The sequence below is a fragment of the Nocardia sp. NPDC004340 genome, assembly GCF_053602575.1.
Window position 1 is genome coordinate 884,162 of sequence record NZ_JBSGDW010000001.1, and the last position, 24,350, is coordinate 908,511.

The window sequence follows — 24,350 nt, forward strand, 5'->3', positions numbered from 1 at the left end:
TGCTCCTCCTGGGACATGCGCAATCCAACAGCAGACATGGTGCGGATGCGGCGGCACGGCACCCGTAGGCGCGCCGAAATGGCCCAATTTAGCTCGTTCTACCTGCGAATCTGTTAGACAAAAGGGATGAACGCGAGAAATCTGACACTCGCTACAGCCGCCTTCGCCCTCACCTTCTGGGCATGGAATCTGATTGGTCCGCTATCGAGCAGCTACACCAAGCGGCTGGACCTCTCCCCGGGCCGGCAATCACTCTTGGTCGCCACCCCGGTCCTGGTCGGATCGCTGGGCCGGATTCCGGTCGGCGTGCTCACCGACAAGTGCGGCGGGCGGTTGATGTTCACCGCCGTCTGCTTCATCTCGATCATCCCGGTGCTGCTCGTCGGCTGGTCGAACCCGCGCGCGTCGGCACCGTGACCGGTCTGGTCGGCGCGGCCGGTGGCCTCGGCGGCTACTTCCCGCCGCTGGTGATGGGCGCGGTCTACAGCGCGAACCACGACTACACCTTCGGCTACATCCTGCTGGCCCTCACCGCCGTCGCCGTCCTGCTCTTCACCCTGAGGATCGGTCGCGAGCTGCGCCAGACCGCACCGGCCACCGAAGTCCGCCAACGCGTTTGACCACTCCGGAACGGATAGCTCCCCGAAAAAGGGGGATTAGCAGGACTTTTCACTGTTACAAGATCTTGTTAAGGCCGTGCCAAGCACGGCTGGGCATCGTTGTGTCCAACGCCGGAACGCACCGGCGGACCCACCGAGCCACCTTTCCTGGGGCGGGAATGCTGGGGCCGGCCCGTCCACGAGGGGTGACGGGCCGCCCACAGCACACCGATCGACTGGCGTCTCGCTGGGTATCCGGCCTGCCGCGAAGGGGGTGGCAGGCAGGCGCAGAACCCGCGAGTCCGTCCACGAGGGGTGACGGACACGCGGGTTCTCTGTTTTGTCTGCCCTCCGCTTCGCTCCGGGCGGGTTCGTGGCGCTGGAGGTCTCGTTCTTCCCTCCCTCCGCTCCTCCGCTTCGCTCCCCCGCTCCACTCAGTCCAGAACGAGACGCGCCACGAACCACCGCGCACTCGCCGGGTGGACAGGGGCCGAATGATCTTGTTATCCGCGAATGTGGCCTTCGTGACTCGAGAGACGGCATCATGGAAGGCAAGAGCGCCAAGCAGATTGGGATGGACGATGGAAACCTTGGTCGTACTGGCTCTGGCCTGCCTGATCTACTGGTGGGGTCTACTCTGACCGGGGAGTTTGCGCGACCGCGTAGAGGGCGTCGGCGATCCGGCGGCTGAAGTGGTCGGCATCCTCGGTGCCGTGGGTGAGTGCGCGCATCAGGGTCGCACCCCGGAGGAATTCGAAGACCGCCTCGGTGTCGCAGGTGCGGGCCGCCTGGCCGGACTCGGCGGCCGCCGTCAGCAGATCGCCCAGCGCTTGAATCGTGGGGCGCTCGCCGCCGTCGAGCAGGCGGCGGTAGCTCTCCCGATCGTCGTGATACTCCGACAGCAGGCCGGGAATGGCCGAGCGGGCGGCGGGGTGCGCGGCCGCGTTCAGGAACAGGCGCGTCCACGCCAATAGGTCGGCGCGCAGATCGCCGGTGGGGGCCGGATGGTTCTCGGTGTCCAGCGCGAAGATCGCGTCCTCCACCAGCGCCCGCTTCCCCGGCCAGCGGCGGTAGATCGAGGTGGTGACCACCCCGGCCCGGCGGGCCACGGCCGCGATGGTGGTGGCCTGGTAGCCGTCCTCCACCAGCAGTTCCTGGGTGGCGGTCAGCACCTGGGCGTCCAGCTGCGGATCCCGGGGACGGCCGGGGCCGGTGCGGGCGGTCCCTGTCGCTGCGGTCACGTGGTCTCCCTCTGGTCGGCCGGCCAATCTTCTGGAACAGGTTACATTCTCGCCGGAATTCGAATACGCTGCGCCTCGTATTCTAATTCACCGTGGCCCACGCCACACCTCCGAGAGGCAGCCGTCGATGTTGACGCCCCAGGACGAACTACTCGCCCACCAGCTCCCCACCACCTTCGACCACGTGCAGCAGAGCGATCTGCGCTGGACCGAACGCGTCGTCCTGTACGGCTTCGACACCACCGGCGAGATCAGCGTCATGACCGGCATGGCGCGCTACCCCAACCGCAATGTGCTCGACGCGTACGCCATGGTCACCGTCGGCAACAAGACCGCCCACGTGGTCCGGCTCTCCCGCGAGATCGGCGACCGCTACGACGGCATCGCCGACTGGACCGTCGGACCGTTCAAGTACGAGATCGTGGAACCCCTGCGCAAGGTCCGCGCCACCCTCGGCGACAACGAGCACGGCGTCCGGCTGCACCTCGACTTCGAGGGCCAGTTCCCGGCCTACGAGCAGGAGCCCGCCTTCTTCCGCACCCGCGGCCGGGTCCGCGAGGACGCCCGGCGCTACTACCAGAACGGGCGCATCTCCGGCTGGATCGAGGTCGAGGGCAAGCGCTACGACATCGACCCGGAGACCTGGTGGTTCGGTCGCGACCACTCCTGGGGCACCCGGCACGGCGGTGGCGGCGGCAGCCTCGGCGAGGGCGACGGCGTGCAGCCGTCCGAGATCCCCGACGGCGTCCTCTACTACATGGGCATCTTCCAGTTCGAGGACGAGCTGGTGCATTTCGCGCAGCGTGAGACCGCGGACGGCCGGCGCTGGCACTTCGAGGGCATCGTGCTGCCGCCGCTGGACTCGGGCAAGCAGCCCGTTCCGATCGCCACCACCGACCACGCGCTCACCTTCCGCGACGACTTCCGCATCGTCAGCGGCGGCAGCTTCACCGTGCGGTCCACCGACGGCCGCGATCGCGAATTCACCATCACCCCGATCTCCGATTTCTGGCCCGGCATAGCCGGCTACGACTTCTACCGCGGGTACGCCTCGGGCCTGTGGCGCGGGGAGAACTGGAGCGAGGGCCTGACGGTCGACCTCACCGACACCGCCGACCTGAAGCAGGCCAGCATGCTCAGCGAGACCTTCTGCCGCGTCGAGACCGAGGGCAAGGTCGGCTACGGGCTGGTCGAAATGGTGTTCATGGGCCGCAATACGCGGTACGGGTACGAGGGATTCTGACGGTGAGCGCCACCCGAATTCCCGCCGAGCACCTCGGCGTGGCACTGGAACCACTGGTGCGTGAGCACTTTCCGAGCACCGGCCAGGTCAGGGTCGGCGGATTCGCCCGCACCGAACGCGGATTCGCCACCGAGACCTATCTTTTCGACGTCAACGACGAGTACGGCACCGTTCCGCTGGTGATGCGGCGGCCACCGGACATGTCGCTGTTCCCCGACTACGACCTGCTGCGGCAGGTACTGGTCATGAAACGGCTGGCCGGTACCGGCATCCCGGTCCCGACCGTGGCCTGGCTCGAACGCGACGACAACCCGCTCGGCAGCCCGTACTTCGTCATGAACCGCCTGGAGGGACGAGCGCCGAGCGACTATCCGTCGTATCACGCCGCCGGAACCTATTTCGAGGCCACGCCGGAGCAGCGGGCCCGCATGTGGTGGGGGTGCGTGGACACCATCGCCGAGGTCAGCCGGATCGATTGGCGCGCCTCGGGATTGGAGTTCCTCGCCTTCCCGCAGCACGGGAACGGGGTCATCGAGCAGGGAGTGAACTATCTCGACGCGGCCCTGCACTGGGCGTGCGAGGGCGACGTGCCCGAAACGTACCGGCGGGCGATCGCGTTCCTGCGCGAGCATCTCTACGAACCCGATGAAGCTGTGCTGTGCTGGGGCGACGCCCGGATGTCGAACATCCTCTACGACCAGGACTTCCGGGTCCGCGGCGTGCTCGACTGGGAGATCGCCCACCTCGGGGCCCCCGAATCCGATCTCGCCTGGCTGCTGTTCCTGGACTGGGCGTGCAGCGAATACGAGGGCCACGCTCCCCTGCCGGGCACGCCCTCCCGCGCGGAGACCATCGCCTACTACGAGAAGCTCACCGGCAACCCGGTCCGCAATCTCGAATACCAGGAGATCTTCTCCGCCGCGCTGCTATCGGTTCCGCTGCTGCGCATGACCCATCGCGTGCAGCTGCCCCCGGAAATGAACATCACCGGCTTCTGCACCGCCCGCATCGAGCAATTACTGAACTGACAGTGTCGCCGTCCACCGATACGCTGTCGCGGCACATTTCATTTCGATCGGGGGGGTTCCCTAATGCTGCGTCTGGGTATCTGGATGGCGATTCTCGGCTTCGGCTCGCTGTTCCTGGAGCAGGCCAATATGCACTTCATCATCCTGGCCTGGGCTGACAATATGCAGCCCGGCTTCGGCATCGTGCTCGGGGCGATCGGTGTACTGGTGGCGCTGGTCTCGTTCGGCATGCAGGCCAAGGACGAGTCGGCCTGAGCCACCGGGAAATAGACGACTCCGCCCCCGGCAGGACGCCGGGGGCGGAATCGTTTTCGGGTATCGGCTAGCGGGCCTCGGCCAGTTCCGGCTCGGCCGCCTCCTCCGGAAGTCCTTCCGGCGCTGCCGCCTTCGCGCCCTTCATCAGGAAGAAGGCGATCACCGTGGCGGCCAGTACCGCCGCGCCACCCGCCAGGAAGGTGGTCGACATGGCGTGGGTGAAGGCGTCGCGAGCCGCGTTCAGCAGGGTCGCGTCACCGGTGGCGAAGGCTCCGGCGATGCTGTCGCGGGCCGCCGCCGGGGCGTCGGAAGGCATTCCGTCGGTGTAGGTTCCGGCCAGGATGGCACCCAGCACGGCCACGCCCAGCGCGCCACCGGTCTGCTGGATGGTGTCGTTCAGGGCCGAACCGACACCGGCCTGCTCCGGCGGGATGGCCCCCATCAGCGCGCCGATCGCGGCGGGCATGGCCAGACCGGCGCCCGCGCCGACCAGCGCCATGGCCAGGGCCGCGGCCCAGAAGCCCGAGTCGGTGTCGAGCGCGGCCAGGGCGCCCGAACCGGCGGCCAGCACCAGCATGCCGAGCAGGGTCAGCGGGCGGACGCCCAGCTTCCGCACCAGACCCGCGCCCACACCCTGCGCCACCAGGGCGGCGAAGGCCAGCGGGGTGAAGGCCAGCGCGGTCTTCATCGGCGTGTAGCCGAGCACGAACTGCAGGTACTGGGTCAGCAGCAGGAGCAGACCGGCATTGGCGAAGGTGACCAGCACCAGGGAGAAGCTGGACCCGGTGAAGACGCGGTTGCGGAACAGCTGCAGCGGCACCATCGGGTGCTCGGCCTTCAGTTCGCGAATCAGGAAGGCCACCAGGAAGAGCGCGGCGATGAGCAGCGAAACCCAGGTTCCGGCAAGGCCCTTGGTCGGGAACTCGATGATGCCCCACACCAGCGCCACGGTGCCGACGATGGACAGCGCCATGCCCGGCAGATCGGTCGGGCGGGCCGGGCCCTTGGACTCCGGCATCAGGGTCATGGCCGCCACGATGGCCACCGCCGCGATCGGCACGTTCAGCAGGAAGACCGCGCCCCACCACACGTGTTCGAGCATGAGGCCGCCCAGCACCGGGCCGCCGACCATGCCGATCATGGCGACACTGCTCCAGGCGGCGATCGCCTTCGGACGCTCCTGCTCGTCGAACACGGTGATCAGGATGGACAGGGTGCTCGGCATGATGAGCGCGCCGCCGATACCCATGATCACCCGGCCGCCGATCAGCATCTCGGGGCTGGTGGCGTAGGCGGCCAGCAGTGAGGCCGCGCCGAAGAGCACCAGGCCCAGGACCATCACCAGCCGGCGGCCGAAGCGGTCGGAGAGGCTGCCCGTGGTGAGCAGCAGGCCGGCGAAGACCAGGATGTAGGAGTCGATCACCCACTGCAGCGCCTGCGGGCCGGCGTGCAGGTCGGTGGCGATCTGGGGCAGGGCGACGGTGAGCACCATATTGTCGATCACCAGCACCAGGGAGCTCAGGCAGAGCACCACCAGGATCAGCCAGCGCCGCGGGTCGCGCTGGGCGACCGGCGCGGTCAGCGCCTCGGCCATGTCTTTCGCAGTCATTGTCGTGTCCCCTTCGAGAAGCGGTTCCGCACACTGTGCGGCGTTGTCGAACACTGTACGGTCTCCGTACACTGTTCGCAAGAGGGAACGGTGTACGGCAGCACGAACGGCGTTCTAGCTGGGGTTATGCTGTTCGGCAGACAAAGGAGGAAGAGCCATGGCGGCCAAGGCACAGGAGTTCTCGTCGGTGTGGACCCGACCGGAACGACAGCGCAAGGATCAGCCCGCACTGAGCCGGGAACAGATCGTCACCGAGGCGCTCGCCCTGCTCGATACCGAGGGCTACGACGCGCTCAGCATGCGCCGGCTCGGAACCCGGCTCAATGCGGGCGCGACCTCGCTCTACACCCACGTCACCAACAAGGACGAGATCCTCGAACTCGTCATCGACGAGGCCTTCGGCGAGGTCCGGATGCCGCCCCTCGCCCCCGAGCGGTGGCGCGCCGATCTCCTGGCGGTCGGCCGCGAACTGCGAGCCACCATTCTGCGACACCCCTGGATCAGCATCGCCATGACCGGCGCCGGACTCGCCTATCTCGGCCCGAACCTGCTGCGCCTGTCCGAGGGCATGCTCGCCCTGCTCGAGGCGGCCGGGTTCGACGACTACGCCGCCGACCGCGGCTCCAATGCCATCTGGTCCTACGTGATCGGCTCCACCGGCGGCGAGACCGCCATGGTCACCACCGTCGCGCGCAGCGGACAGACCGAACAGGAGTGGTTCGCCAAGATGATGGTGATGGCGGGGCAGGCGACGCAGGGATATCCGCACATCACCAAGCGACATCGCAGCCTGGGCGATATCGACGTCGCCCAGACCCGCGAGGACTTCTTCGACTCCGAACTCAGTCTCATCCTGGACGGCCTGGAACTGCGCCGCGACCGCGCGGCCGGGAAATAGCCTGCCGCGACGGCGGATTCAGCGACCGGTCGCCAGACCGGTCCCCCCGTTGACATCGAGGACGACGCCGGTGGTGAAGCCGTTCACCGCCAGCAGGTGAATGGCGGCCGCGACATCCTCCGGGCGGCCGACCCGGCCCACCGGGGTGGTGGCGACCAGACCGTCGAACAGAGCGGTGCGCTGCGCCTCGGGAACCCGGTCCCACCAAGGCGTATCGATGACACCCGGGGCGACCGCGTTGATCCGCAGCGGGGCGAGCTCGACCGCCAGCGGCGCGACCATGGCATTGAGCGCGCCGTTGATGGCGGCCAGACCCGCCGTGCCCGGGAAGGCCGAGCGGGCCGAGGCGGCGGTCACCAAGGTCACCGAGCCGTGCGAATCCAGGTGCGGCAGCGCTGCTTTCAGGATGCGGACCTGCGGCCAGAACTTGCCGTCGAAACCGGCGGCCAGCTGATCCAGGCCGAGTTCGGCGAACGGGCCGCTGCCGGCCGAACCGCTTACCGAGATAATCAGGTGGTCAAGGGTTCCCAGCCCGGCGAAGAAGGCGTCGACCGCGGCCTGGTCGGTGGCGTCCACGGCGTGACCGGTGGTTGCGCCGCCGATGCGAGCCACGGCCGCGTCCAGCTTGCCCCGGTCGCGACCGGTGATGACGACCTCCGCGCCCGCGGCCGCGAAGACGGCGGCGGTGGCCTCGCCGATGCCGGAACTGCCGCCCATGATGACGACGCGCTGTGTTGTGGTCATTGCCGGAACCTCCAGTTTGTTGGAACTGATAGTCTCGACAACAGCGAAACCGAGACTTTTAGTCTCGACAGAACGGTGAGCTGCGCCACAGGAGGACATCGATGAACACCACAGGGCCGCAGACCGATCCGCAGCGACCTCATACCGGCCGCCGCCGCAACGAGGCCACCCACCAGGCCATCCTCGACACGGCGCTGCGGCTGCTCGGCGAATCCGGGGGCGCGCCCGTCACCATCGACGCCATCGCGCGGGCGGCCGGAGTCGGGAAGCAGACCGTCTACCGCTGGTGGCCGTCCAAAGGCGCGCTGCTGCTGGACGCGCTCACCGAGCGATCGGCCCTGCACGTGCCGACGCCCGACACCGGTACGGTGCGCGCCGACCTGCTCGCGATCATCGACTCGACCTTCCGTGGCGCGCAGAGTGATTCGACCGCGCCCGCCCTGCGCACCCTGGTTCGCGAGGCGGCGCAGGACCCGCACCTGGCCGAACTGCTGGAAACCTTTACGGCGCAACGGCGTCGGGCCGTCCGGGAGGTCCTGGAGCGGGGGCGCGAACGCGGCGAACTGGCCGATGACGCCGATCTCGATCTCATGGTCGACCAGTTCTACGGCGTGTTCTGGTACCGCTTCCTGCTCGGCCACGCACCCCTCGATACCGCCGTGGCCGAACGGCTCACCGATTCGATTCTGGCCGGGAACATATGAAAGAAGCCCGCGCCGCAGATTGCGGCGCGGGCTTCGATCTCGAGTTCAGAGCTGTTCGCGGACAGCCACTTCGATGCGCTTGCCGAGGTCGGCGTCCACGCTCTTCCAGTAGTCGAACACGCGGCTCAGGATCGGCTCGCGCACCCCGCCCAGGATGTGCCCGGCCACATTGCTCACCAGTCGATCCCGCTGGGCGTCGTCCATGACCTCACGCACCAGGGTGCCCGCCTGCGCGAAGTCGTTGTCCTCGCGGTGGGTGACGTACCCGGCGCGGATCATGGTCGAGTCGAACGCCCACGCGCCGTCGTCGATGGCGCGGGCCGGGTCGGCGTGCGCGCCGCCGAAGGAGTTGGGCGCGTATACCGGAACGGTCGGCGCGTTGTGGCCGGAGCGCATGGCGCCGTCCTGCGAGTAGGAGTTCACCGGGGCGGCCTTGGCGCGGTTCGGCGGCAGCTGCGCGTGGTTGGCGCCGATCCGGTAGCGGTGCGCGTCGGCGTAGGCGAAGACGCGGCCCAGCAGCATCTTGTCGGGCGAGAAGGCGATGCCGGACACCACGTTCGAGGGCGCGAAGGCGGCCTGCTCGATGTCCACGAAGTAGTTCGCGGGGTTGCGGTTCAGGGTCCAGCGGCCGACCTCGATGAGCGGGTAGTCCTGCTGCGACCAGACCTTGGTCAGGTCGAACGGGTTGAAGCGGTAGTTCTCAGCCTCGGCGACCGGCATGATCTGGACCTTCAGCGTCCAGCTCGGGTGGTCGCCGCGCTCGATGGCCTCGTACAGGTCGCGCCGGTGGTAGTCGGCGTCCTTGCCGGCGAGTTCGTCGGCCTCGGCCTGGGTGAGGGTCTTGATGCCCTGGTCGGTCTTGAAGTGGTACTTCACCCAGAAGCGTTCGCCCGCTTCGTTGATCCACTGGTAGGTGTGCGATCCGAAGCCGTCCATGTGGCGCAGGGTGGCGGGGATGCCGCGGTCGCCCATGAGCCAGGTGACCTGGTGGGCGGTCTCCGGGCGCAGGGTCCAGAAGTCCCACTGCATGGTCGCGTCGCGCAGGCCGGAGCCGGGCAGGCGCTTCTGCGAGTGGATGAAGTCGGGGAACTTGATCGGGTCCTTGATGAAGAAGACCGGGGTGTTGTTGCCGACGATGTCGTAGTTGCCCTCGGTGGTGTAGAACTTCACCGCGAAACCGCGCGGGTCGCGCCAGGTGTCGGGGCTGCCCTGCTCACCGGCGACGGTGGAGAACCGCACCAGCGATTCGGTGCGGGTGCCCGGCTGGAACAGCGCGGCCTTGGTGTAGCGGCTGACGTCGCCGGTGACCACCAGTTCGCCGAACGCGCCCGCGCCCTTGGCGTGCACCACGCGCTCCGGGACGCGTTCCCGGTTGAAGTGCGCGAGCTTCTCGATCAGGTAGTGATCGTGCAGCAGGATCGGGCCCTGGGCGCCCGCGGTGAGCGATTCGTTGTCGCTGGGCACCGGGGCGCCGGAGTTGGTGGTGGTCGCCTTGGTCATGTCGCCGAGCGTGCTCGGTTTTCTGGAACTAGTCAAGAAAAGCGGGCGTAAACAAAGGTGTATACAGTCCGGGGCTACCGCGGCGGCGGCATCCGATAGGTCGGGAAGTCGCCGGGCCAGGTGGGCATCGGCGGCACCGTGAGCGGGTATTGCCGCAGGTAGGACGGGAACGTCGGCGGCGCGTTGTAGCGCGGCGGCGTGTAGTGGGTCGTGGTCGGCGCGGAGTCATGATCCGAACCCAGCGCGGCGATCACCACCCGGATCACCAGCAGCACCCCGACCACCGCCGCCCACCGCCCGAACCGGCTGCCATCGGACCTCGGCCGCGAAACCGGCACCTGGACAGCGGCTTTCCGGGTGCCGGACGGACGACGGGACGCGCCTCCGGCCGCGGCCTCCCGGACCGCCCGCGCCCGCAGCTCGTCCTGCGCGGCCAGCCACGCCAGCTGCTCCCGCACCACATCGCCGTACGCCGGATCCAACTGCGCGACCCGCCGCAATTGCTCCGCGCCCGCCCGGTTGTCCCCTCGATCCACGGCGAGCAGCGCGAGCTCGTACAGCGCTTCCGCATGGTCCGGCTCCAGCCGCAGCACCTCCCGGAACGCGGCCTCCGCCTGCGCCTGCGCATCGGGCCCGTGCACGTTCCGCCGCAGGGTCAGCCCGCGCAGCAGATGCGTGTGCGGGTCATCCGGTTCCAGCTCGAGCGCCAGTTCCAGATTCTCGAGCGCCGCCGCCGGATCGGTATCCCGTTGCGTGGCAGCCAGTATCCGGAAATTCACCGCCTCGTCCGGCTCGAGTTCGACAGCCCGCCGAGCCGCCGCCAGCGCCCGCACCCGCCGCTGTGCCCCCTCGTCGCCGGCCGCGGCCCGGCTCAACTGCAATTCCGCCAGTGCCCGCACCCGCCACACGAACGGCTCGTCCGGCACCACCCGCATGGCGGTCCCCGCGAACTCCAGCGCCCGCTCGTACTCCCCCGCCCGATAGGCCAGATTGGCCATATCCGCCAACGCCTCGGGATCCTCCGGATCCCCCGCCAGCACCTCCCCCAACATCTCCCGGGCCGCCTCGAACCGCCCGAGATCCGCCAGCACCCTGGCCTTCTCGATCTTCTCGCTCATCGATCGGCGATCCGGGATCAGCGGTTGTCGCGAGCGCGCATGTAGGCGGCCAGTTCGTCGTAACTGCCGTCGTTGTTGGCGAATTCGACCACGTTGCGGGCGGATTCGAACCAGGCGCCGGTGCTGGGGCGGGTTTGGGTGAGGGCGGCGGCGAGGTCGTCCATGCGGACCGGGCGGACGGCGCCGGTGCGGATGGAGTCGGCCATGGCGAGTTGGGTTGCGGACTTGCAGATTTGGGCCAGGTCGGCGCCGGAGTAGTTCTCGGTGCGGGCGGCGACGGCGGCGAGGTCGATGCCTTCGACGGGGCGGTCCTTCAGGTGGTGGCGCAGGATCGAGACCCGGGCCTCCGGGTCGGGGAGCGCGACCAGGACCATGCGGTCGAAGCGGCCGGGGCGGCGCAGGGCGACGTCGACGTCCCAGGGGTGGTTGGTGGCGCCGATGATGTAGACGCCCTCGTTGTCGCTGGTCATCGAATCCATCTCGGTGAGCAGCTGATTGACGGTGGAGCGCAGGGAACTGGAGCCGGAGAGGTGGCTGCGCTTGTGGCCGAGGGCGTCGATCTCGTCGAAGAACAGGACACAGGGGGCCTTGCGGCGCGCGGTGCGGAAGACCTGTTTGAGGTTGTACTCGCTGCGGCCGGTGTACCAGTTCAGGATGTCGGCGATCTCGATGGCATAGAAGTTCGCGCCCAGCTCACCGGCCACCGCCGACGCCACGAACGTCTTGCCGCAACCTGGCGGACCGTAGAGCAGCAGACCGCCGCGGGCGCTGGTGCCGAAGGCCTTGGCCAGTTCCGGGTTTCGGACCGGGCCCAGCAGCGACAACTCCAGCTGCTGCTTGACGTGCTCCATGCCACCGACATCGGCGAGAGTCAGCTTGGGGCGCTCGAACAGGCCGACATCGCCCTCTGCGTACGGTTCGGACCGCTCGTTCACGAAGGCGGGCTGGATGATGTCGCCCACCTGCTCCTCGGCGGCGTCCCAGTCGTAGCCGGAATCAGCCGCCTCGGAACCGATCGCGGGCGAGGTCGCGGAAACCGGTGCGACCGCGGCCGATTCACCGGCCTCGCCGCCCGCCAGCGCCGCGGTGCAGCGTTGCAGCAGCGCCGTCACCTGCGCGTTGACCGGATCCTGGGCCAGCGCCGTGGCGCACTGCGACAGCGCCTCCGCGTGGCGGCCCCGGGCGGCCAGCAGTTCGATCACGCTGATCCGCACCGGCAGCAGCTCGGGATTGGCGTCGAGCACGGTCAGCAGATTGGCGATCACCGGATCGTCGGTCACAGCTCCCCCAAGAGAAGTACAGATTGTTCTTCGCCGAATGCTAAACGCTCCGGGTGACACCGGTCACCACCGCACAGACGTCACCCGGATCATGCCGGCGTGCCATCCCGTGGTTTTGAACCCGGACTCTCCATAGGCGTTGTGAGGCATCGCCCAGATCACAGTGCCGCAGCTGGAATAGATCGGTGCGGAGCCTCGTTGATCCACTCTGCCGGCGTCGGAACAGCCCCGGGCCGCACCCTTCGTCGCTACGAGCGACCACTCGCCGAGAGGCGCTTGTTGGGCGTCGGCTTCTACTTTCCGGGTTAGCCTGAACTCCATGCGGCGCATGCGCAGGGGGATGGCCGGGGCGTTGGCGACGGTAGTGATGGCGGGCAGCGTGATCCTCGGCGGAGGAACCGCGACAGCGGCCACCGATCCGGCGTACTGCGCACAACCCACGGGGCGCGACTTCGTGCGCGCCGCACCCGAGGACACCGGGGTCGACCCCGGGCCGCTGGCCGACGCCCTCGCTTTCGCGGCCACCCGAAACCGCTTGAACGTCCAGGTCTTTCGGCACAACTGCCTGATCGGCACCGGCCCCTCGAACGCCGAGACCGACACCGTCCCGTGGAACGTCTGGAGCGTCACCAAGAGCGTCGTCTCGCTGCTCGCCGGAATCGCCTGGGACCGCGGGAAACTCGACATCGACGCGACCCTGGACAGCTATCTCCCGCCGGACATCGGCGATGCCGGGCACCGCGCCATCACCGTGGAGAACCTGCTCCAGGAGACCTCGGGCCTGCGGGTCGGCGCGGCCACCGAGGGCATCACCGGTGTCGTCCCCATCGACCCGTTCAGCGCGATCCAGGCCCTGGGCGTGCCCTTCGACACCGCGCCGGGCAGCGCCTTCCAATACAGCCAGCGCAATGTGGACCTGCTGTCGTATGTGATCGAACTGGCCACCGGCGAACCGCTCCAGGACTTCGCGCAGCGGGAACTGTTCGGCCCCTTGGGCATCGAGCGCGGCGACTACTACTGGGCGCGGGACCGTTCCGGCCACACCTACGGGTACGCGCACCTGTTCATCCCGCCCGCCGATCTGGCGCGGCTGGGCATGCTGGTCGCCGCGCACGGCCGCTGGAACGGCCGCGCCGTCGTCTCCCAGACCTACCTGGATCGGGCCGTCACGCCGTCGGGCACCAACCGCTGCTACGGCTACCTGTTCTGGCTCGGCCCGGGCTGCGCGGAGAATCCCGAATTCCTGCCCGCCGACACGTATTCCATGTCCGGCCTCGGCCTGCAGAACGTCTTCGTGGTGCCCGATCTGGACCTGATGGTGGTGTGGACCGGCGCGTTCGGCGTGCACAGCGGTCAAGGCCCCGGTGGCCTCCTGCAATACGGCGACGAGCCGTCGCACGAGTTCTTCCGCCGCCTGCTGTCCGGGTTCCGCGACCATCCGATGCCGGATCCGGGCCCATACGTGGAGACGCCGCTGCGGGTGGACTACCGCGCCTACTTCGACACCGATATCGCGCTGGCGGTCTTCGGCGTCGGCGCGGACGCCTATCCCGGCTGTACCGTGTTGTCCTGCTTGAACCTTCCGCTCGCCCCGCCGTTCAGTGACGCGCCCCCGGGCTGCCTGCTGCTGGCGTGCGTCGGCCCCGACCCGCGCACCCCGGGTGTGCGCTGACTCCGGCGACAGCGCCTAGGGCGTGACCGCGGCCCGGCCCGCCAGCTCCCGTAATTCGTCGGCCGGTCGGCGGCCGGCGAACTGCAGCAGATCGCGCACCACCTCGCGGGCGCGATGATCGGTGTGGACCAGTTCGGGCGTTAGTCGCTCGGCATTGAGCAACGCCTCCAACGCTTCCGCCGCCTGCCGCCGCTGCGCGTGCGCGCGAGCCACGTCGACCAGGAAGCGGGCCTGCCGTTCCGGCGACAGGATCGACGCGTCGACGGTGCGCGCGGTGTCGAGCGCCTCGCCGGCGTCACCCAGTTCGACGGCCACGGCCACCGCGTGCACGGCGACCCCGGTCGGACCGAACTCGGTGTCGAAGTCGTTGCGGCCCTCGCCCAGTCGATCGGCGGCCGTGCGCGCCGCCGCCAACCCGGCCCGGGCCGCGGTGCGATTCCCGTCCGTCGCCGCGATCACCGCCAGCATGAGCTGCAGAGATCCGTAGAGCGACAGCACTTCCGGCTGCGGGTGGTCGGCCGCCGCGCGGGCGGCCAGCGCCGCCACCGACACCCGTGCCGCCCGTTCGGCCTGTTCCAGTCGTTGCAGGCGCAGGAAGGCCTGTGCCATGCGATAGGTTCCGGCCACGACGCTGAGCGCGTCGCCGGATTCCTCGGCCGCGGACAGGGCGCGATCGGCCGCGACCCACGCCGCGTCGACCTCCTCCTGACGGGTGAACGCGGTCGCGGCCACCTGATAGGCGCGCGAGAGCTGGGTCAGCACTTCCGGCCGCCGCGGGGTGTTCGCCCGCGCGGCGTGTTCCAGGTCCGGGATCAGTTCCAGCAGGCTGCCGCCCACCTCGACCAAGCGGGATTCGTGGGCCAGCTGCCAGGCCAGGTCCACGCGCTGTTGCAGCTCGGGGAGTTTCGCGTCCGCTGCGTTCGGCTCGGGAACGCGGTCGGCCGCGTCGCCCAGGAGCTGGTCCAGTGCGGGATGTCCGGTGAGCATCAGCCGCAGCTGCTCGAAGACCGCCGAGCCGGGCCGATGCCCGTCACCGCGGTCGGCGGCCACCGGTTCGGCCGCTTCGGGACGCAGATCGCGTACCGCCACGCCGAGCACGTCCGCCAGTCTTTGCAGAACGGACAGTCGCTCAACAGGCAGGACGTCTCGCTCGACCTGCGACACCCAGCTTTCCGAGCGCCGAATCGCCGCGCCCAGCTCTTTCTGCGATAGTCCCCGCCGCCGGCGCAACTCCGCTACCCGTGCCCCAAGGGTACTTTCGGCCACCGGGTCAAACTCCTTCTGCCTGATCGGCTTTCCCGGCCGTCACCGCCCGCTTGTTTCGCCGATGTCTACCATGCCCTTCTCCTTCCGCCCATTCCTTCCAAGGGGGGATCTGCCGACAAGGATTCCAGACCGGGCGAGCTTACGGCGCACAGTATGGAACATGGATTTTTCTTATTGCACCGCAATTTTTCTGTGTTTAACGTTTGAAGAGGACCCGTCGCACCAAACGGACGACAAGAGGTGGTCATGCCCGGCGAACTTCTCTTCTTCCTACTCGGAGCCGGAATCGGCGGCGCGGCAATGTGGTTCGCGGCGTGCGCCCTAGCGGCCACCAAGTATTCCTCCGCTGCCGACGGGGCGACGGTGCAATCGATCACCGCTCGCCTCGAACGCGAGGGTAACCGGAACTCTCGCGCGGCGAAAGGTCAACCAGTCACTCACCGGGCGCCCGCCCGATGACGGCCGCCCCCAAAACCGATGAAGTCCATGTGCGCCTGCGGTTTCCCGGCGGAATGATCTTGGATTACCGCGCCGAGCGAGCAATTGCGGAACGTCTCGCAGCGCATTTGAGACCACATCGCATTGAAGTCATCATCGACGGCATGCCCATCGATCGGCTCGCGCCACTACCGTGCGCGGAACTCTGGGCCGATTGATCATATCCGAAAACGGACCGCGCACTTTGTGTGCACGGTCCGTAACGGTTAGTTCCGATCAGAGAAACTGATCAGTTGTTCAAAAGAACTTCCGCGATCTGAATGGTGTTCAGCGCTGCGCCCTTACGCAGATTGTCGCCCGAGATGAACAGCGCCAGACCGCGACCGTCGGGCGCACCCGGATCCTGGCGGATACGACCCACCAGCGACTCGTCCTGGCCGGCGGCGGCCAGCGGCGTCGGCACATCGGTCAGCCGCACGCCGGGCGCCTTGGCCAGCAATTCCTCAGCGCGCTCCACCGAGATCGGCCGGGCGAACTCGGCATTGATCGACAGCGAGTGCCCGGTGAACACCGGAACGCGCACGCAGGTGCCGCTCACCAGCAGGTCCGGCAGACCCAGGATCTTGCGGGACTCGTTGCGCAGCTTCTGATCCTCGTCGGTCTCACCGCTGCCGTCGTCCACCAGTGAGCCCGCGAGCGGAATCACATCGAAGGCGATGGGGGCCACGTACTTGTTCGGCGCCGGGAAGTCCACGGCCGAACCGTCGTGCACCAGCTTCTCGGCGTCGCCGATCACCGCGCGCACCTGCGATGCCAGCTCCTCCACACCGGCCAGGCCGGAGCCCGAGACCGCCTGGTAGCTGGACACGATCAGCCGCTGCAGACCGGCCTCGTCGTGCAGCACCTTGAGCACCGGCATGGCGGCCATGGTGGTGCAGTTCGGGTTCGCGATGATGCCCTTGACCAGGTTGCGGGTCGCCTCCGGATTCACCTCGGAGACCACCAGCGGCACCTCGGGATCCTTGCGCCAGGCCGAGGAGTTGTCGATGACGGTGACACCGGCGGCCGCGAAGCGCGGCGCCTGCACCCGGGACATGGTGGCGCCGGCCGAGAACAGCGCGATGTCCAGTCCGGTCGGGTCCGCAGTCTCGGTGTCCTCGACCACGATGTCCTTGCCGCGGAACGGCAGCGTCTTGCCCGCCGAGCGCGAGGACGCGAAGAAGCGCACCTCGTCGGCCGGGAAGTTGCGCTCCTCCAGCAGCTTTCGCATGACCGCGCCGACCTGACCGGTCGCGCCGACGACGCCTACACGCACACCCATGCCTCTACCGTCCCGTTCCGCCGTGCACCACGGCGACCTCGTCGCCGCCCAGATCGAACGCCGAGTGCAGCACCTTCACGGCCTCGTCCAGGTCGGTGTCCTTGACCAGCACCGAGATCCGGATCTCCGAGGTGGAGATCAGGTCGATATTGATGCCCGCGTCCGCGAGCGACTCGCAGAAGGTGGCGGTCACGCCCGGGTGCGACTTCATGCCCGCGCCGACCAGCGACACCTTGCCGATGTGGTCGTCGTACACGACCTGGGAGAAGCCGATCTCGCCCTGCCGCTTGGTGAGCAGCTCGACGGCGCGCGGGCCCTCCAGCTTGGGCAGGGTGAAGGTGATGTCGGTCTTACCCGTCTCCACCTTGGAGATGTTCTGCAGCACCATGTCGATATTGATCTCGGCATCGGCGACCGCGCGGAACACCTTGGCGGCGTAGCCCGGCTCGTCCGGAATGCCGACCACGGTCACCTTGGCCTCGCTGCGGTCGTGCGCGACGCCCGTGAGGATTGCTTGCTCCAAGGGGATGTCCTCCATCGATCCGGTAATCATGGTGCCCGTCTTGTCCGTGTACGAGGACCGCACATGGACGGGCACGTTGTAGCGGCGCGCGTACTCGACGCAACGCAGCATCAGAACTTTCGAGCCGCAGGCCGCCATCTCCAGCATCTCCTCGTAGGAGACGGAGTCCAGCTTCTGGGCGTCGGTGACGATGCGCGGGTCAGCGGAGAAGACGCCGTCCACATCGGTGTAGATCTCGCACACATCGGCATTGAGCGCGGCGGCCAGCGCGACCGCGGTGGTGTCGGAACCACCGCGACCCAGCGTGGTCACGTCCTTGCTGTCCTGGGACACGCCCTGGAAACCCGCGACCAGCACGATGGTGCCCTCGCCGAGCGCCTGCTGCACCCGGCCCGGGGCCACATCGATGATCTTGGCGTTGCCGTGCGTGCCGGTGGTGATGACACCGGCCTGCGAGCCGGTGAAGGACCGGGCCTCGGCGCCGAGCGAGTGGATGGCCATGGCCACCAACGCGTTGGAGATGCGCTCACCGGACGTGAGGAGCATGTCCATCTCGCGGGCCGGCGCGGCGGGCGCGACCTGCTGGGCCAGATCCAGGAGTTCGTCGGTGGTGTCGCCCATGGCCGAGCACACCACGACCACATCGTGGCCCAGCTTCTTGGTCTCGACGATCCGCTCGGCGACCCTCCGGATGCGCTCGGCGGTGGCGACCGAGGATCCTCCGTATTTCTGGACGACGAGAGCCACGGCGGAAATCCTCCAAGATCGACAAACTGCTGCTACCGAGCCCCAAGACTACCGGCCGAGGTCCACGAGATTTCGCCCCACCTCTCGTCGGCCGAGTTCAGCCATCCGGTAGCTATTCCGAACGCACCCGGTCCAGCCAGGTGACCTGCGTGCCATTGCCGAATTCCCGGCGCTCGGTGACGGCGAACCGGGTGGGATGGAACCCGCCGGCGAAGAGCGGGATGCCCGCACCGGCGATCACCGGGTAACTCTTGAGGATCAGCCGGTCGACCTCATCGATCAGTTGTCCGGCCAGATTCGCGCCACCGCAGAGCCAGATGTCGAGCCCCTCCTCCTTCTTCAATCGGCGCACCAGCTCCACCGGATCGCCCGCGACCACTTCCACCTGCGGGTTGTCGACCGGCGCGAGGGTCGTGGAGAAGACGTACTGCTTCATGTGGTCGTAGGGGCTGGCGATGCCCGCGGCCAGCGCGGGCTCATAGGTGGCGCGACCCATGAGGACCGTGTCCCACTGCCGGTTCGGGGTATCGGCCGGCAGGCCGGCGTGTTCGCGGATGTGGGTCGGGACGACCTCCGGGACCCGCTCGTTGAACCAGGCCGACAGGTCGTCACCGACCGGATAGAAGTCGACCTCGTTATCCGGACCTGCGATGAAGCCGTCGAGAGTGACCGCCACGTAGTAGACGAGGTTTCGCATATTTTACCGCCTCATTCGTAGTACTGTGTCCGTAGTGGTTACGAACATAGTACTACGGATGGAGTGGTGTCAATGGTTCGGACGAATCCGGAACGACGCAATGCCCTGATCGACGCGGCCATCGAGGTCCTGGCCCGCGACGGCGCCCGCGGACTGACCTTCCGCGCGGTCGACAAGGAGGCCGGCGTACCAGCGGGAACGGCCTCGAACTACTTCCCGAACCGGGACGAACTCTTCGTGCAGGCGGGACACCGCTTCTACGAACGGCTGCAACCCAGCGCCGAGACGATGGACCACCTCGCGACCGGCCCGCGCACCCGCCAGACCATCACCGAGCTGATGACCGAGACCGTCGCCCGGATCACGGGCTTCCGGACCGGCTACCTCGCCCTGCTGGAATTGCGCCTGGAGGCCACCCGCCGCCCGGAGTTGCAGGCGATCCTCACCGAGCGGGTGCGGGCCGACATCGAGTTCAATGTCCGCAACCATCTGGACTCCGGGCTGCCGGGCGATGCCGACTCCGTATTGCTGCTGTACCTGGCCTTGAACTGGCTGATCGTCGAAAGGCTCACGCTGCCCGAGATCTTCGACGACGCGGAGGCCGCGCGGCTGATCGAGGCGGCGGTGGAACGGGCCATTCCGGCCATGTGACCGCCGTCACTTCGCACCGCCCGAATACCGGCTTTGCCCAAGATTTCCGGTTTATCTACAGCCGTGGCGGATTTCCACGCGGAGCTGGGACATTGCGACCAATCAGACCGACCAGTCGGTCAGAAGTGGTGGGATGCGCAGTTGACTCTGGCAGCGACCCTGGTCACAATCGGTCCCCGAGTGGAGGGTAGATATGCGCACGAAAACTGACCACCGGTTCGTGATCGACCTCGATCCCGATCAGGTGATGGACGCGTTGCTCATGGTCGAGCAGATGCCCGACTGGTCGCCCTCGCACCAGGACGTCCGGGTCGCCAGCCGCGACCGGTTCGGCCGACCGAAGCGGGTCTACGTCTCGGCCAATCTGATGGGCCGGCCGGACCGGCAGGTCGTCGAGTTCAGCTGCACCGAGACCCGCGTCGAATGGCGGGTCACCGAGTCCAGCGCCGGCGCCGGCGGCACCAGCTGGTTCGACCTCGCCGAAATCGAGGACGGCGCAACCGAAGTCTGGTACCACTCCGAGCTCTACCTGCCGATCCCGGTGCCCGGCATGGTCCTCAAGCGCAGCGCGCGCCGCGAGGGCGAGGCGATGATCAGCAACTTCATCGCCTTCGTCGAATCCGTCACCGGCCTGCAGGGCCTCGGCGAGGTCGAGGCCGCTCCGGCCGAGGCCGCCGAACCCGCGCCCTACGCCGAGGGTTACGAGCAGGGCTACGCCCAGCCCGGCTACCCGCAGCGTCTGGACTACGGCCGCGGCTTCGAGCCCGGCTTCGGCACCGCGTAACCCCGGCTCACCCCGTAACGCCGAGGGCGAACACTCGCCGCTGACACTGCCGTTCGCCCGCGCGAACCGGCAGTATGTCTGCCATGCCCGGTTCGGTTCGCACCCGCATGACCCCGGTCGCCGAGGACGCCTCGGTGACCCAGCTGGAACTGTTCTTCGACCTGGTGATCGTCTTCGCGTTCACCATGGTCACCGACTTCGCCGCGCACGACACCTCCGGTGTCACGCTGCTGCGCGCCCTGCTGATGCTGACCATGCTCTGGTGGGCCTGGATCGGCTACTCCTGGCTCGGCAATGTGATCAAGGCCGACGAGGGCATCGCCCGGGTGGCCATGTTCGTGGCCATGGGCGCGGTGTTCATCATCGCGCTCACCATTCCCGAGGCCTTCCACGATCTGCCCGGCGGCTGGTACGGGCCGCTGGTCTTCGTGATCGGCTACCTGGTCGTGCGGCTCGTCCATCTGACCGTGTTCTGGATGGCCAGCACCCACGACGCCCAATTGCGGCGGCAGGTGATCCGCTGGGCTGCAGGATCACTCAGCGTGGCCAGCGTGCTGCTGGTCACGGGCGCGCTCACCTCCGGCGCCGCCCAGCTCGGTCTGTGGCTGGCCGCCCTGGTGTGGGAGATGGGCTGGACGTTCTTCGCGGGCAACGAATGGCGGCTCTACTCGGCCTCGCACTTCGCCGAGCGGTACGGGCTGATCGTCATCATCGCGCTGGGCGAGTCCATCGTGTCCATCGGCGTCGGCGTGGCCGGACTGCCCATCTCGTGGTCCATCACGGTCGGCTCGATGCTGGGGCTCGGCGTGGCCGGGCTGCTGTGGTGGGCCTACTTCGACGTGGCCGCGCTGGTGGTGGAACGCGCCATGCACCAGGCCGGCGGCGAGCGCCGCATCCAGATCGCCCGCAACTGCTACACCTTCTGGCACTTCCCGATGATCGCCGGAATCGTGGCCATGGCACTGGGTTTGAAGAAGGTGCTCAACTACGTGGGTGGGGCGCAAGGGCATTCGCTCAACGACCAGCTGCACGGGATCCCGCTGTTCGCGCTGTACGGCGGTGTGGCGGCCTATCTGCTGGCGCTGGTCGGGTTCCGGCACTACGCGACCGGCACGGTGCTGGTGCCGCGACTGGTGGCCGCCGTGATCCTGGTGGCGCTGATCCCGCTCGCCTCGGCGCTGCCCGCGCTGGCGGCGCTGGGCATCCTGTGCGCGGTGCTGCTGGCGCTGATCGTGTTCGAGGTGGTGCGCTACGCCCAGCCGCGCGATCTCATCCGGCACGGGACGCACTGAGCGGTCATACGGGCGCGCCGGGGACCGGGGTGATCCGGTGGTTGATCGCCTCCGGCACCCGGGTGCCCGCGTGCACGGCGTCGCGGAGCTGATTGATGTTCTCCCGCAGCGCGTCCGCGACCAGTTCGTCGGTGCGCGGATCGGCCAGCACCTGGAAGATGACCCGGAAGCTGGCGTCCGCGATGCCCCGGATCATGTCCTCGTGGAACGGGATGTAGCGCACCTTCCCCAGCTGCGGATCGCTCCGGATCACCTCGACGATCATCTGATCGATCTCGGAGCGGTTCTCCTCCAGCGCATTCGCGATATTGCGGGTGTAGTGCCCGGCGCGCATCACCTCGCCGACCTCGTCGAGCACCCGGATCGTGAGCGGCCGTTCGATGGCCTCGACGATGGCCCCGATCGAGCGGTTCACCACCGCCGCGGTGATCCGGTCGCCGAAGGCGCGGTCGGCCACCCGGCCCAGCCGCACCACGATCACCACGATCCGCAGCAGCCGGAACCCGCGGAAGAACGGGCTGGTCACCGGAATCATGCCGAGGACCTCGTACCAGTAGATGAACGGGAACGTCCAGCTCCAGCCCTCGCGCCGCCAGCGCCACAGGAATTCGGCGGCGAAGACCGCGCAGATGCTGTAGTCGGCGATCCGGATCGTCCGGTAGGTGTGGTCGGACACCGGGAAGAAGGTGATCCAGGCGACCAGCACGACGGACACCACCGCGAGGGCGAGCATGAGGAAATCGCTCCACAGGGCCGGGGGCTTGTGCGGAAACTCATCGGCCTCCGCTGCGCCGAGCTCGGTCACGACGTCCCCTTCCTCCTCGAACGGTCGCCGCCAGCGTAGTCGGCGCAAACCCTCGGTGAGGCGGTGTTCCGCACAGCAGATTTCCCGCCGACCGGTCTTTCCCTATCACAGCATTCCGCGTCGCAAATTTGTCCACAGCGCCCTGGGGAACTGTGGACAACGGCGAAATGCCTTCCGCCCGGCTACTTTCCGGCGCGGATGATCGCCTCGATATTGCGTTCGGCGATCGCGGTGATGGTGAGCGACGGGTTCACCGTGGCGGTGCTGCCCGGGATGGCCGCGCCGTCCATGACGTACAGGCCGGGGTGGCCGACGACCCGCCCGTAGCCGTCGGTCGCGCGGCCGAGCACCGCACCGCCCAGCGGATGCGCGGTGAAGAAGCCCTGCGCGTCGAATCCGATGGCGGTGTAGTCCACCATCGCGCCGCTGGCCTGTCCCACCTTGTGATCCACCGCGCGGCACGCGTCCACGATCCGATCCTGCGCCGCGCGCGGCCAGGCCAGTCCGACGGCATTGCGGCCGCCGTCGTAGCCGAAGCGGGCGCGGGTCGGGTCCAGCACGATGCCCAGCGAGGCGATGGCGCCGGTGTCCATGGGAATGCCCGGCACGTACCAGTTCTCGAGGTGCAGCGGCATGCCCGCGTCGTCGAAGATGCGGCTGGCGCTGGGGACGCCGCCGCCGTTCATGGACGGGTAGCTGAAGCTGCGGGCCAGCACCACGTCGCCGTTGGTGCCCCAGCCGTCGCCGACGTGCTCGTTGAGGTTGCGCAGGGCGCCGGTGGCCTGGGCACGCACCAGCAGTTCGGAGGTGCCGACCGAGCCCGCGCCAAGGAACAGCTTGTCGCAGGTGAGGGTGCGGGTGCGCAGCACCTGACCGGTCGGGGCCAGCTTGCTCACGGTGACAACGTATTTGCCGTTGGCGTCCTGGCCGATGGTGTCGACCCGGTGGCCCGGGAAGATGCCGGTGCGGCCGGTGCCCTCGGCGTAGCGCAGGTAGTTCTGGTTGAGGTCGAACTTCGCGCCGTTGGAGTTGCCGAGATTGCTGCGCGCCGCGGTGGCCGAGGCGCGGCTGTTGCCCGCCAGCTCGGCGCGCACCACGTCCCAGTTGAAGATCGAGTCGTTGGCCTCCGGCGTGTACCCAGCGGCCCGCACCTGCTGGTCCCACACCCGCGAGTGCGCGAACGGCCCGGAGTCGTAGACGTCCTGCGGCATCGGGGACAGCCGCAGCATCTGCCGGACCCGGGGGTAGTACACCGAGTCCAGTTCGTCGAAGTTCACCACGCCGCCGAAGACGTGGTCGAACAGGTGCTTCGGCGGCGCGACCATGGCGCCGGTGAACACGATCGAGCCGCCGCCCACCGCGGAGGCGCGCCACACGTCGATGCCGGGGTACTCGGTGACGTCCAGGACGCCGCCGAAGGACGCGCACGGCACCGGCACCTTGGTGACGCCGGTGAAGCTGGTGCGATGCCAGAAGCCGCGACCGTCGGGCAGTTCGTCGCCGGTGAAGATCTCCCGCCACGGGTCGTTGGGCCAGCGGGAACCACGTTCCAGGACGGTGTTCTGGATACCGGCCTCGGCCAGTCGCAGCGCGGTCACCGCGGCGCCGAAACCGGAGCCGATGACGATGGCCTCGGTGTGTTCGGGCGGATCCGGCAGTGGCGCAAAGATTTCCGGGACCCACGCCTCGAACAGCGCGTTCCACAACGGATTGGCCGACGCGGACCCGGCGCCGCGCGTAGCGGCACCCGTTCCTACGCCCGCCAGCACAGCCGCCCACCCGGCAGCCTTCAACATGGTGCGCCTACGCAACCGGTCACCTCCCTCATCACGCGTGACCGCGCGCGAGATTACCGGCCGGTCGCCATCGCCTCAACACCTTCGTGAGAGATCACTAACCGGACATTCGAGACGGCTGTGCCGCGGCACAAGCCCC

Annotated in this window: 24 protein-coding genes; 12 read left to right on the forward strand and 12 right to left on the reverse strand. The window is 68.2% G+C overall.

What is annotated here, in order from left to right; translation table 11 throughout:
- The first annotated feature begins 126 nt into the window (after window positions 1-126).
- The gene (locus tag ACWEOI_RS03885; protein ID WP_452358871.1) at window positions 127-417 is read left to right on the forward strand and encodes a hypothetical protein; all 291 of its coding nucleotides are present in this window, start codon (window positions 127-129) and stop codon (window positions 415-417) included.
- Entirely contained in the window at window positions 414-620 is a 207-nt protein-coding gene (locus tag ACWEOI_RS03890) for a hypothetical protein (protein WP_433669969.1), read from the forward strand. Before ACWEOI_RS03885 ends, ACWEOI_RS03890 begins: the two co-directional genes overlap by 4 nt.
- A 611-nt stretch (window positions 621-1,231) precedes the next feature.
- Here ACWEOI_RS03890 and ACWEOI_RS03895 read toward each other — a convergent pair.
- Window positions 1,232-1,840 (reverse strand): TetR/AcrR family transcriptional regulator C-terminal ligand-binding domain-containing protein, encoded by a 609-nt coding sequence (locus ACWEOI_RS03895; RefSeq protein ID WP_433669968.1) that lies wholly within the window; start codon window positions 1,838-1,840, stop codon window positions 1,232-1,234.
- 127 nt (window positions 1,841-1,967) lie between these two features.
- On the opposite strand from ACWEOI_RS03895, the gene ACWEOI_RS03900 reads away from it, so the two are divergent.
- The 3 genes from ACWEOI_RS03900 (at window position 1,968) to ACWEOI_RS03910 (ending at window position 4,366) form a co-directional block, all read left to right on the forward strand.
- The gene (locus ACWEOI_RS03900) at window positions 1,968-3,083 is read left to right on the forward strand and encodes a hypothetical protein (protein ID WP_452358872.1); all 1,116 of its coding nucleotides are present in this window, start codon (window positions 1,968-1,970) and stop codon (window positions 3,081-3,083) included.
- Between the two features lie 2 nt (window positions 3,084-3,085).
- Window positions 3,086-4,111: a phosphotransferase gene (locus ACWEOI_RS03905; RefSeq protein ID WP_433669964.1), complete on the forward strand. Its 1,026-nt coding sequence runs from the start codon at window positions 3,086-3,088 to the stop codon at window positions 4,109-4,111.
- Window positions 4,112-4,174: 63 nt separating this feature from the next.
- On the forward strand, window positions 4,175-4,366 hold the full coding sequence (locus tag ACWEOI_RS03910) for a hypothetical protein (RefSeq protein ID WP_433669963.1): 192 nt from the start codon (window positions 4,175-4,177) through the stop codon (window positions 4,364-4,366).
- A gap of 67 nt (window positions 4,367-4,433) precedes the next feature.
- Here the strand turns inward: ACWEOI_RS03910 and ACWEOI_RS03915 are convergent, their stop codons facing one another.
- Window positions 4,434-5,975 carry an MFS transporter gene (locus tag ACWEOI_RS03915; RefSeq protein ID WP_452358873.1) on the reverse strand — a complete coding sequence of 514 codons (1,542 nt, stop codon included), beginning with the start codon at window positions 5,973-5,975 and terminating at the stop codon, window positions 4,434-4,436.
- A gap of 157 nt (window positions 5,976-6,132) precedes the next feature.
- On the opposite strand from ACWEOI_RS03915, the gene ACWEOI_RS03920 reads away from it, so the two are divergent.
- Window positions 6,133-6,873, forward strand: coding sequence for a TetR/AcrR family transcriptional regulator C-terminal domain-containing protein (locus ACWEOI_RS03920; RefSeq protein WP_433669960.1), 741 nt, complete (start codon window positions 6,133-6,135; stop codon window positions 6,871-6,873).
- An 18-nt stretch (window positions 6,874-6,891) separates the two neighbouring features.
- On the opposite strand, the gene ACWEOI_RS03925 is transcribed toward ACWEOI_RS03920, so the two are convergent.
- The gene (locus tag ACWEOI_RS03925; protein ID WP_433669958.1) at window positions 6,892-7,617 is read right to left on the reverse strand and encodes an SDR family oxidoreductase; all 726 of its coding nucleotides are present in this window, start codon (window positions 7,615-7,617) and stop codon (window positions 6,892-6,894) included.
- Between the two features lie 101 nt (window positions 7,618-7,718).
- On the opposite strand from ACWEOI_RS03925, the gene ACWEOI_RS03930 reads away from it, so the two are divergent.
- Window positions 7,719-8,321 carry a TetR/AcrR family transcriptional regulator gene (locus tag ACWEOI_RS03930; protein ID WP_452358874.1) on the forward strand — a complete coding sequence of 201 codons (603 nt, stop codon included), beginning with the start codon at window positions 7,719-7,721 and terminating at the stop codon, window positions 8,319-8,321.
- A 45-nt stretch (window positions 8,322-8,366) separates the two neighbouring features.
- Here ACWEOI_RS03930 and ACWEOI_RS03935 read toward each other — a convergent pair whose 3' ends face one another.
- From ACWEOI_RS03935 to ACWEOI_RS03945, 3 genes are all read right to left on the reverse strand, one after another.
- The gene (locus ACWEOI_RS03935) at window positions 8,367-9,821 is read right to left on the reverse strand and encodes a catalase (RefSeq protein ID WP_452358875.1); all 1,455 of its coding nucleotides are present in this window, start codon (window positions 9,819-9,821) and stop codon (window positions 8,367-8,369) included.
- 74 nt (window positions 9,822-9,895) lie between these two features.
- On the reverse strand, window positions 9,896-10,939 hold the full coding sequence (locus ACWEOI_RS03940) for a tetratricopeptide repeat protein (protein WP_452358876.1): 1,044 nt from the start codon (window positions 10,937-10,939) through the stop codon (window positions 9,896-9,898).
- 17 nt (window positions 10,940-10,956) lie between these two features.
- Window positions 10,957-12,219, reverse strand: coding sequence for an AAA family ATPase (locus ACWEOI_RS03945; RefSeq protein ID WP_452358877.1), 1,263 nt, complete (start codon window positions 12,217-12,219; stop codon window positions 10,957-10,959).
- Between the two features lie 319 nt (window positions 12,220-12,538).
- On the opposite strand from ACWEOI_RS03945, the gene ACWEOI_RS03950 reads away from it, so the two are divergent.
- Window positions 12,539-13,891, forward strand: a complete 1,353-nt coding sequence (locus ACWEOI_RS03950; RefSeq protein WP_452358878.1) for a serine hydrolase domain-containing protein — start codon at window positions 12,539-12,541, stop codon at window positions 13,889-13,891.
- Window positions 13,892-13,906: 15 nt separating this feature from the next.
- Here the strand turns inward: ACWEOI_RS03950 and ACWEOI_RS03955 are convergent, their stop codons facing one another.
- On the reverse strand, window positions 13,907-15,157 hold the full coding sequence (locus ACWEOI_RS03955) for a helix-turn-helix domain-containing protein (protein WP_452358879.1): 1,251 nt from the start codon (window positions 15,155-15,157) through the stop codon (window positions 13,907-13,909).
- Between the two features lie 455 nt (window positions 15,158-15,612).
- Here ACWEOI_RS03955 and ACWEOI_RS03960 point away from each other — a divergent pair, with 455 nt between their 5' ends.
- The gene (locus tag ACWEOI_RS03960) at window positions 15,613-15,813 is read left to right on the forward strand and encodes a hypothetical protein (protein ID WP_379103533.1); all 201 of its coding nucleotides are present in this window, start codon (window positions 15,613-15,615) and stop codon (window positions 15,811-15,813) included.
- A gap of 71 nt (window positions 15,814-15,884) precedes the next feature.
- On the opposite strand, the gene ACWEOI_RS03965 is transcribed toward ACWEOI_RS03960, so the two are convergent.
- The 3 genes from ACWEOI_RS03965 to ACWEOI_RS03975 all read right to left on the reverse strand — a co-directional run bounded on the left by ACWEOI_RS03965 (window position 15,885) and on the right by ACWEOI_RS03975 (window position 18,883).
- Window positions 15,885-16,916, reverse strand: coding sequence for an aspartate-semialdehyde dehydrogenase (locus ACWEOI_RS03965; RefSeq protein ID WP_387300785.1), 1,032 nt, complete (start codon window positions 16,914-16,916; stop codon window positions 15,885-15,887).
- A 4-nt stretch (window positions 16,917-16,920) separates the two neighbouring features.
- Window positions 16,921-18,186 (reverse strand): aspartate kinase, encoded by a 1,266-nt coding sequence (locus tag ACWEOI_RS03970; protein ID WP_357275449.1) that lies wholly within the window; start codon window positions 18,184-18,186, stop codon window positions 16,921-16,923.
- 112 nt (window positions 18,187-18,298) lie between these two features.
- Complete coding sequence (locus ACWEOI_RS03975) at window positions 18,299-18,883, reverse strand: dihydrofolate reductase family protein (RefSeq protein WP_433669946.1); 585 nt, start codon at window positions 18,881-18,883, stop codon at window positions 18,299-18,301.
- Between the two features lie 72 nt (window positions 18,884-18,955).
- On the opposite strand from ACWEOI_RS03975, the gene ACWEOI_RS03980 reads away from it, so the two are divergent.
- The 3 genes from ACWEOI_RS03980 to ACWEOI_RS03990 all read left to right on the forward strand — a co-directional run bounded on the left by ACWEOI_RS03980 (window position 18,956) and on the right by ACWEOI_RS03990 (window position 21,610).
- The gene (locus ACWEOI_RS03980; protein WP_452358880.1) at window positions 18,956-19,534 is read left to right on the forward strand and encodes a TetR/AcrR family transcriptional regulator; all 579 of its coding nucleotides are present in this window, start codon (window positions 18,956-18,958) and stop codon (window positions 19,532-19,534) included.
- A gap of 193 nt (window positions 19,535-19,727) precedes the next feature.
- Window positions 19,728-20,318, forward strand: coding sequence for an SRPBCC family protein (locus ACWEOI_RS03985; RefSeq protein ID WP_433669942.1), 591 nt, complete (start codon window positions 19,728-19,730; stop codon window positions 20,316-20,318).
- An 83-nt stretch (window positions 20,319-20,401) separates the two neighbouring features.
- A complete protein-coding gene (locus ACWEOI_RS03990) occupies window positions 20,402-21,610 on the forward strand; it encodes a low temperature requirement protein A (RefSeq protein ID WP_433669940.1) in 1,209 nt (402 codons plus the stop codon).
- A gap of 4 nt (window positions 21,611-21,614) precedes the next feature.
- On the opposite strand, the gene ACWEOI_RS03995 is transcribed toward ACWEOI_RS03990, so the two are convergent.
- Window positions 21,615-22,415, reverse strand: a complete 801-nt coding sequence (locus ACWEOI_RS03995; RefSeq protein ID WP_433669938.1) for an ion transporter — start codon at window positions 22,413-22,415, stop codon at window positions 21,615-21,617.
- Window positions 22,416-22,597: 182 nt separating this feature from the next.
- On the reverse strand, window positions 22,598-24,211 hold the full coding sequence (locus ACWEOI_RS04000) for a GMC oxidoreductase (RefSeq protein WP_452358881.1): 1,614 nt from the start codon (window positions 24,209-24,211) through the stop codon (window positions 22,598-22,600).
- Window positions 24,212-24,350 lie beyond the last annotated feature (139 nt).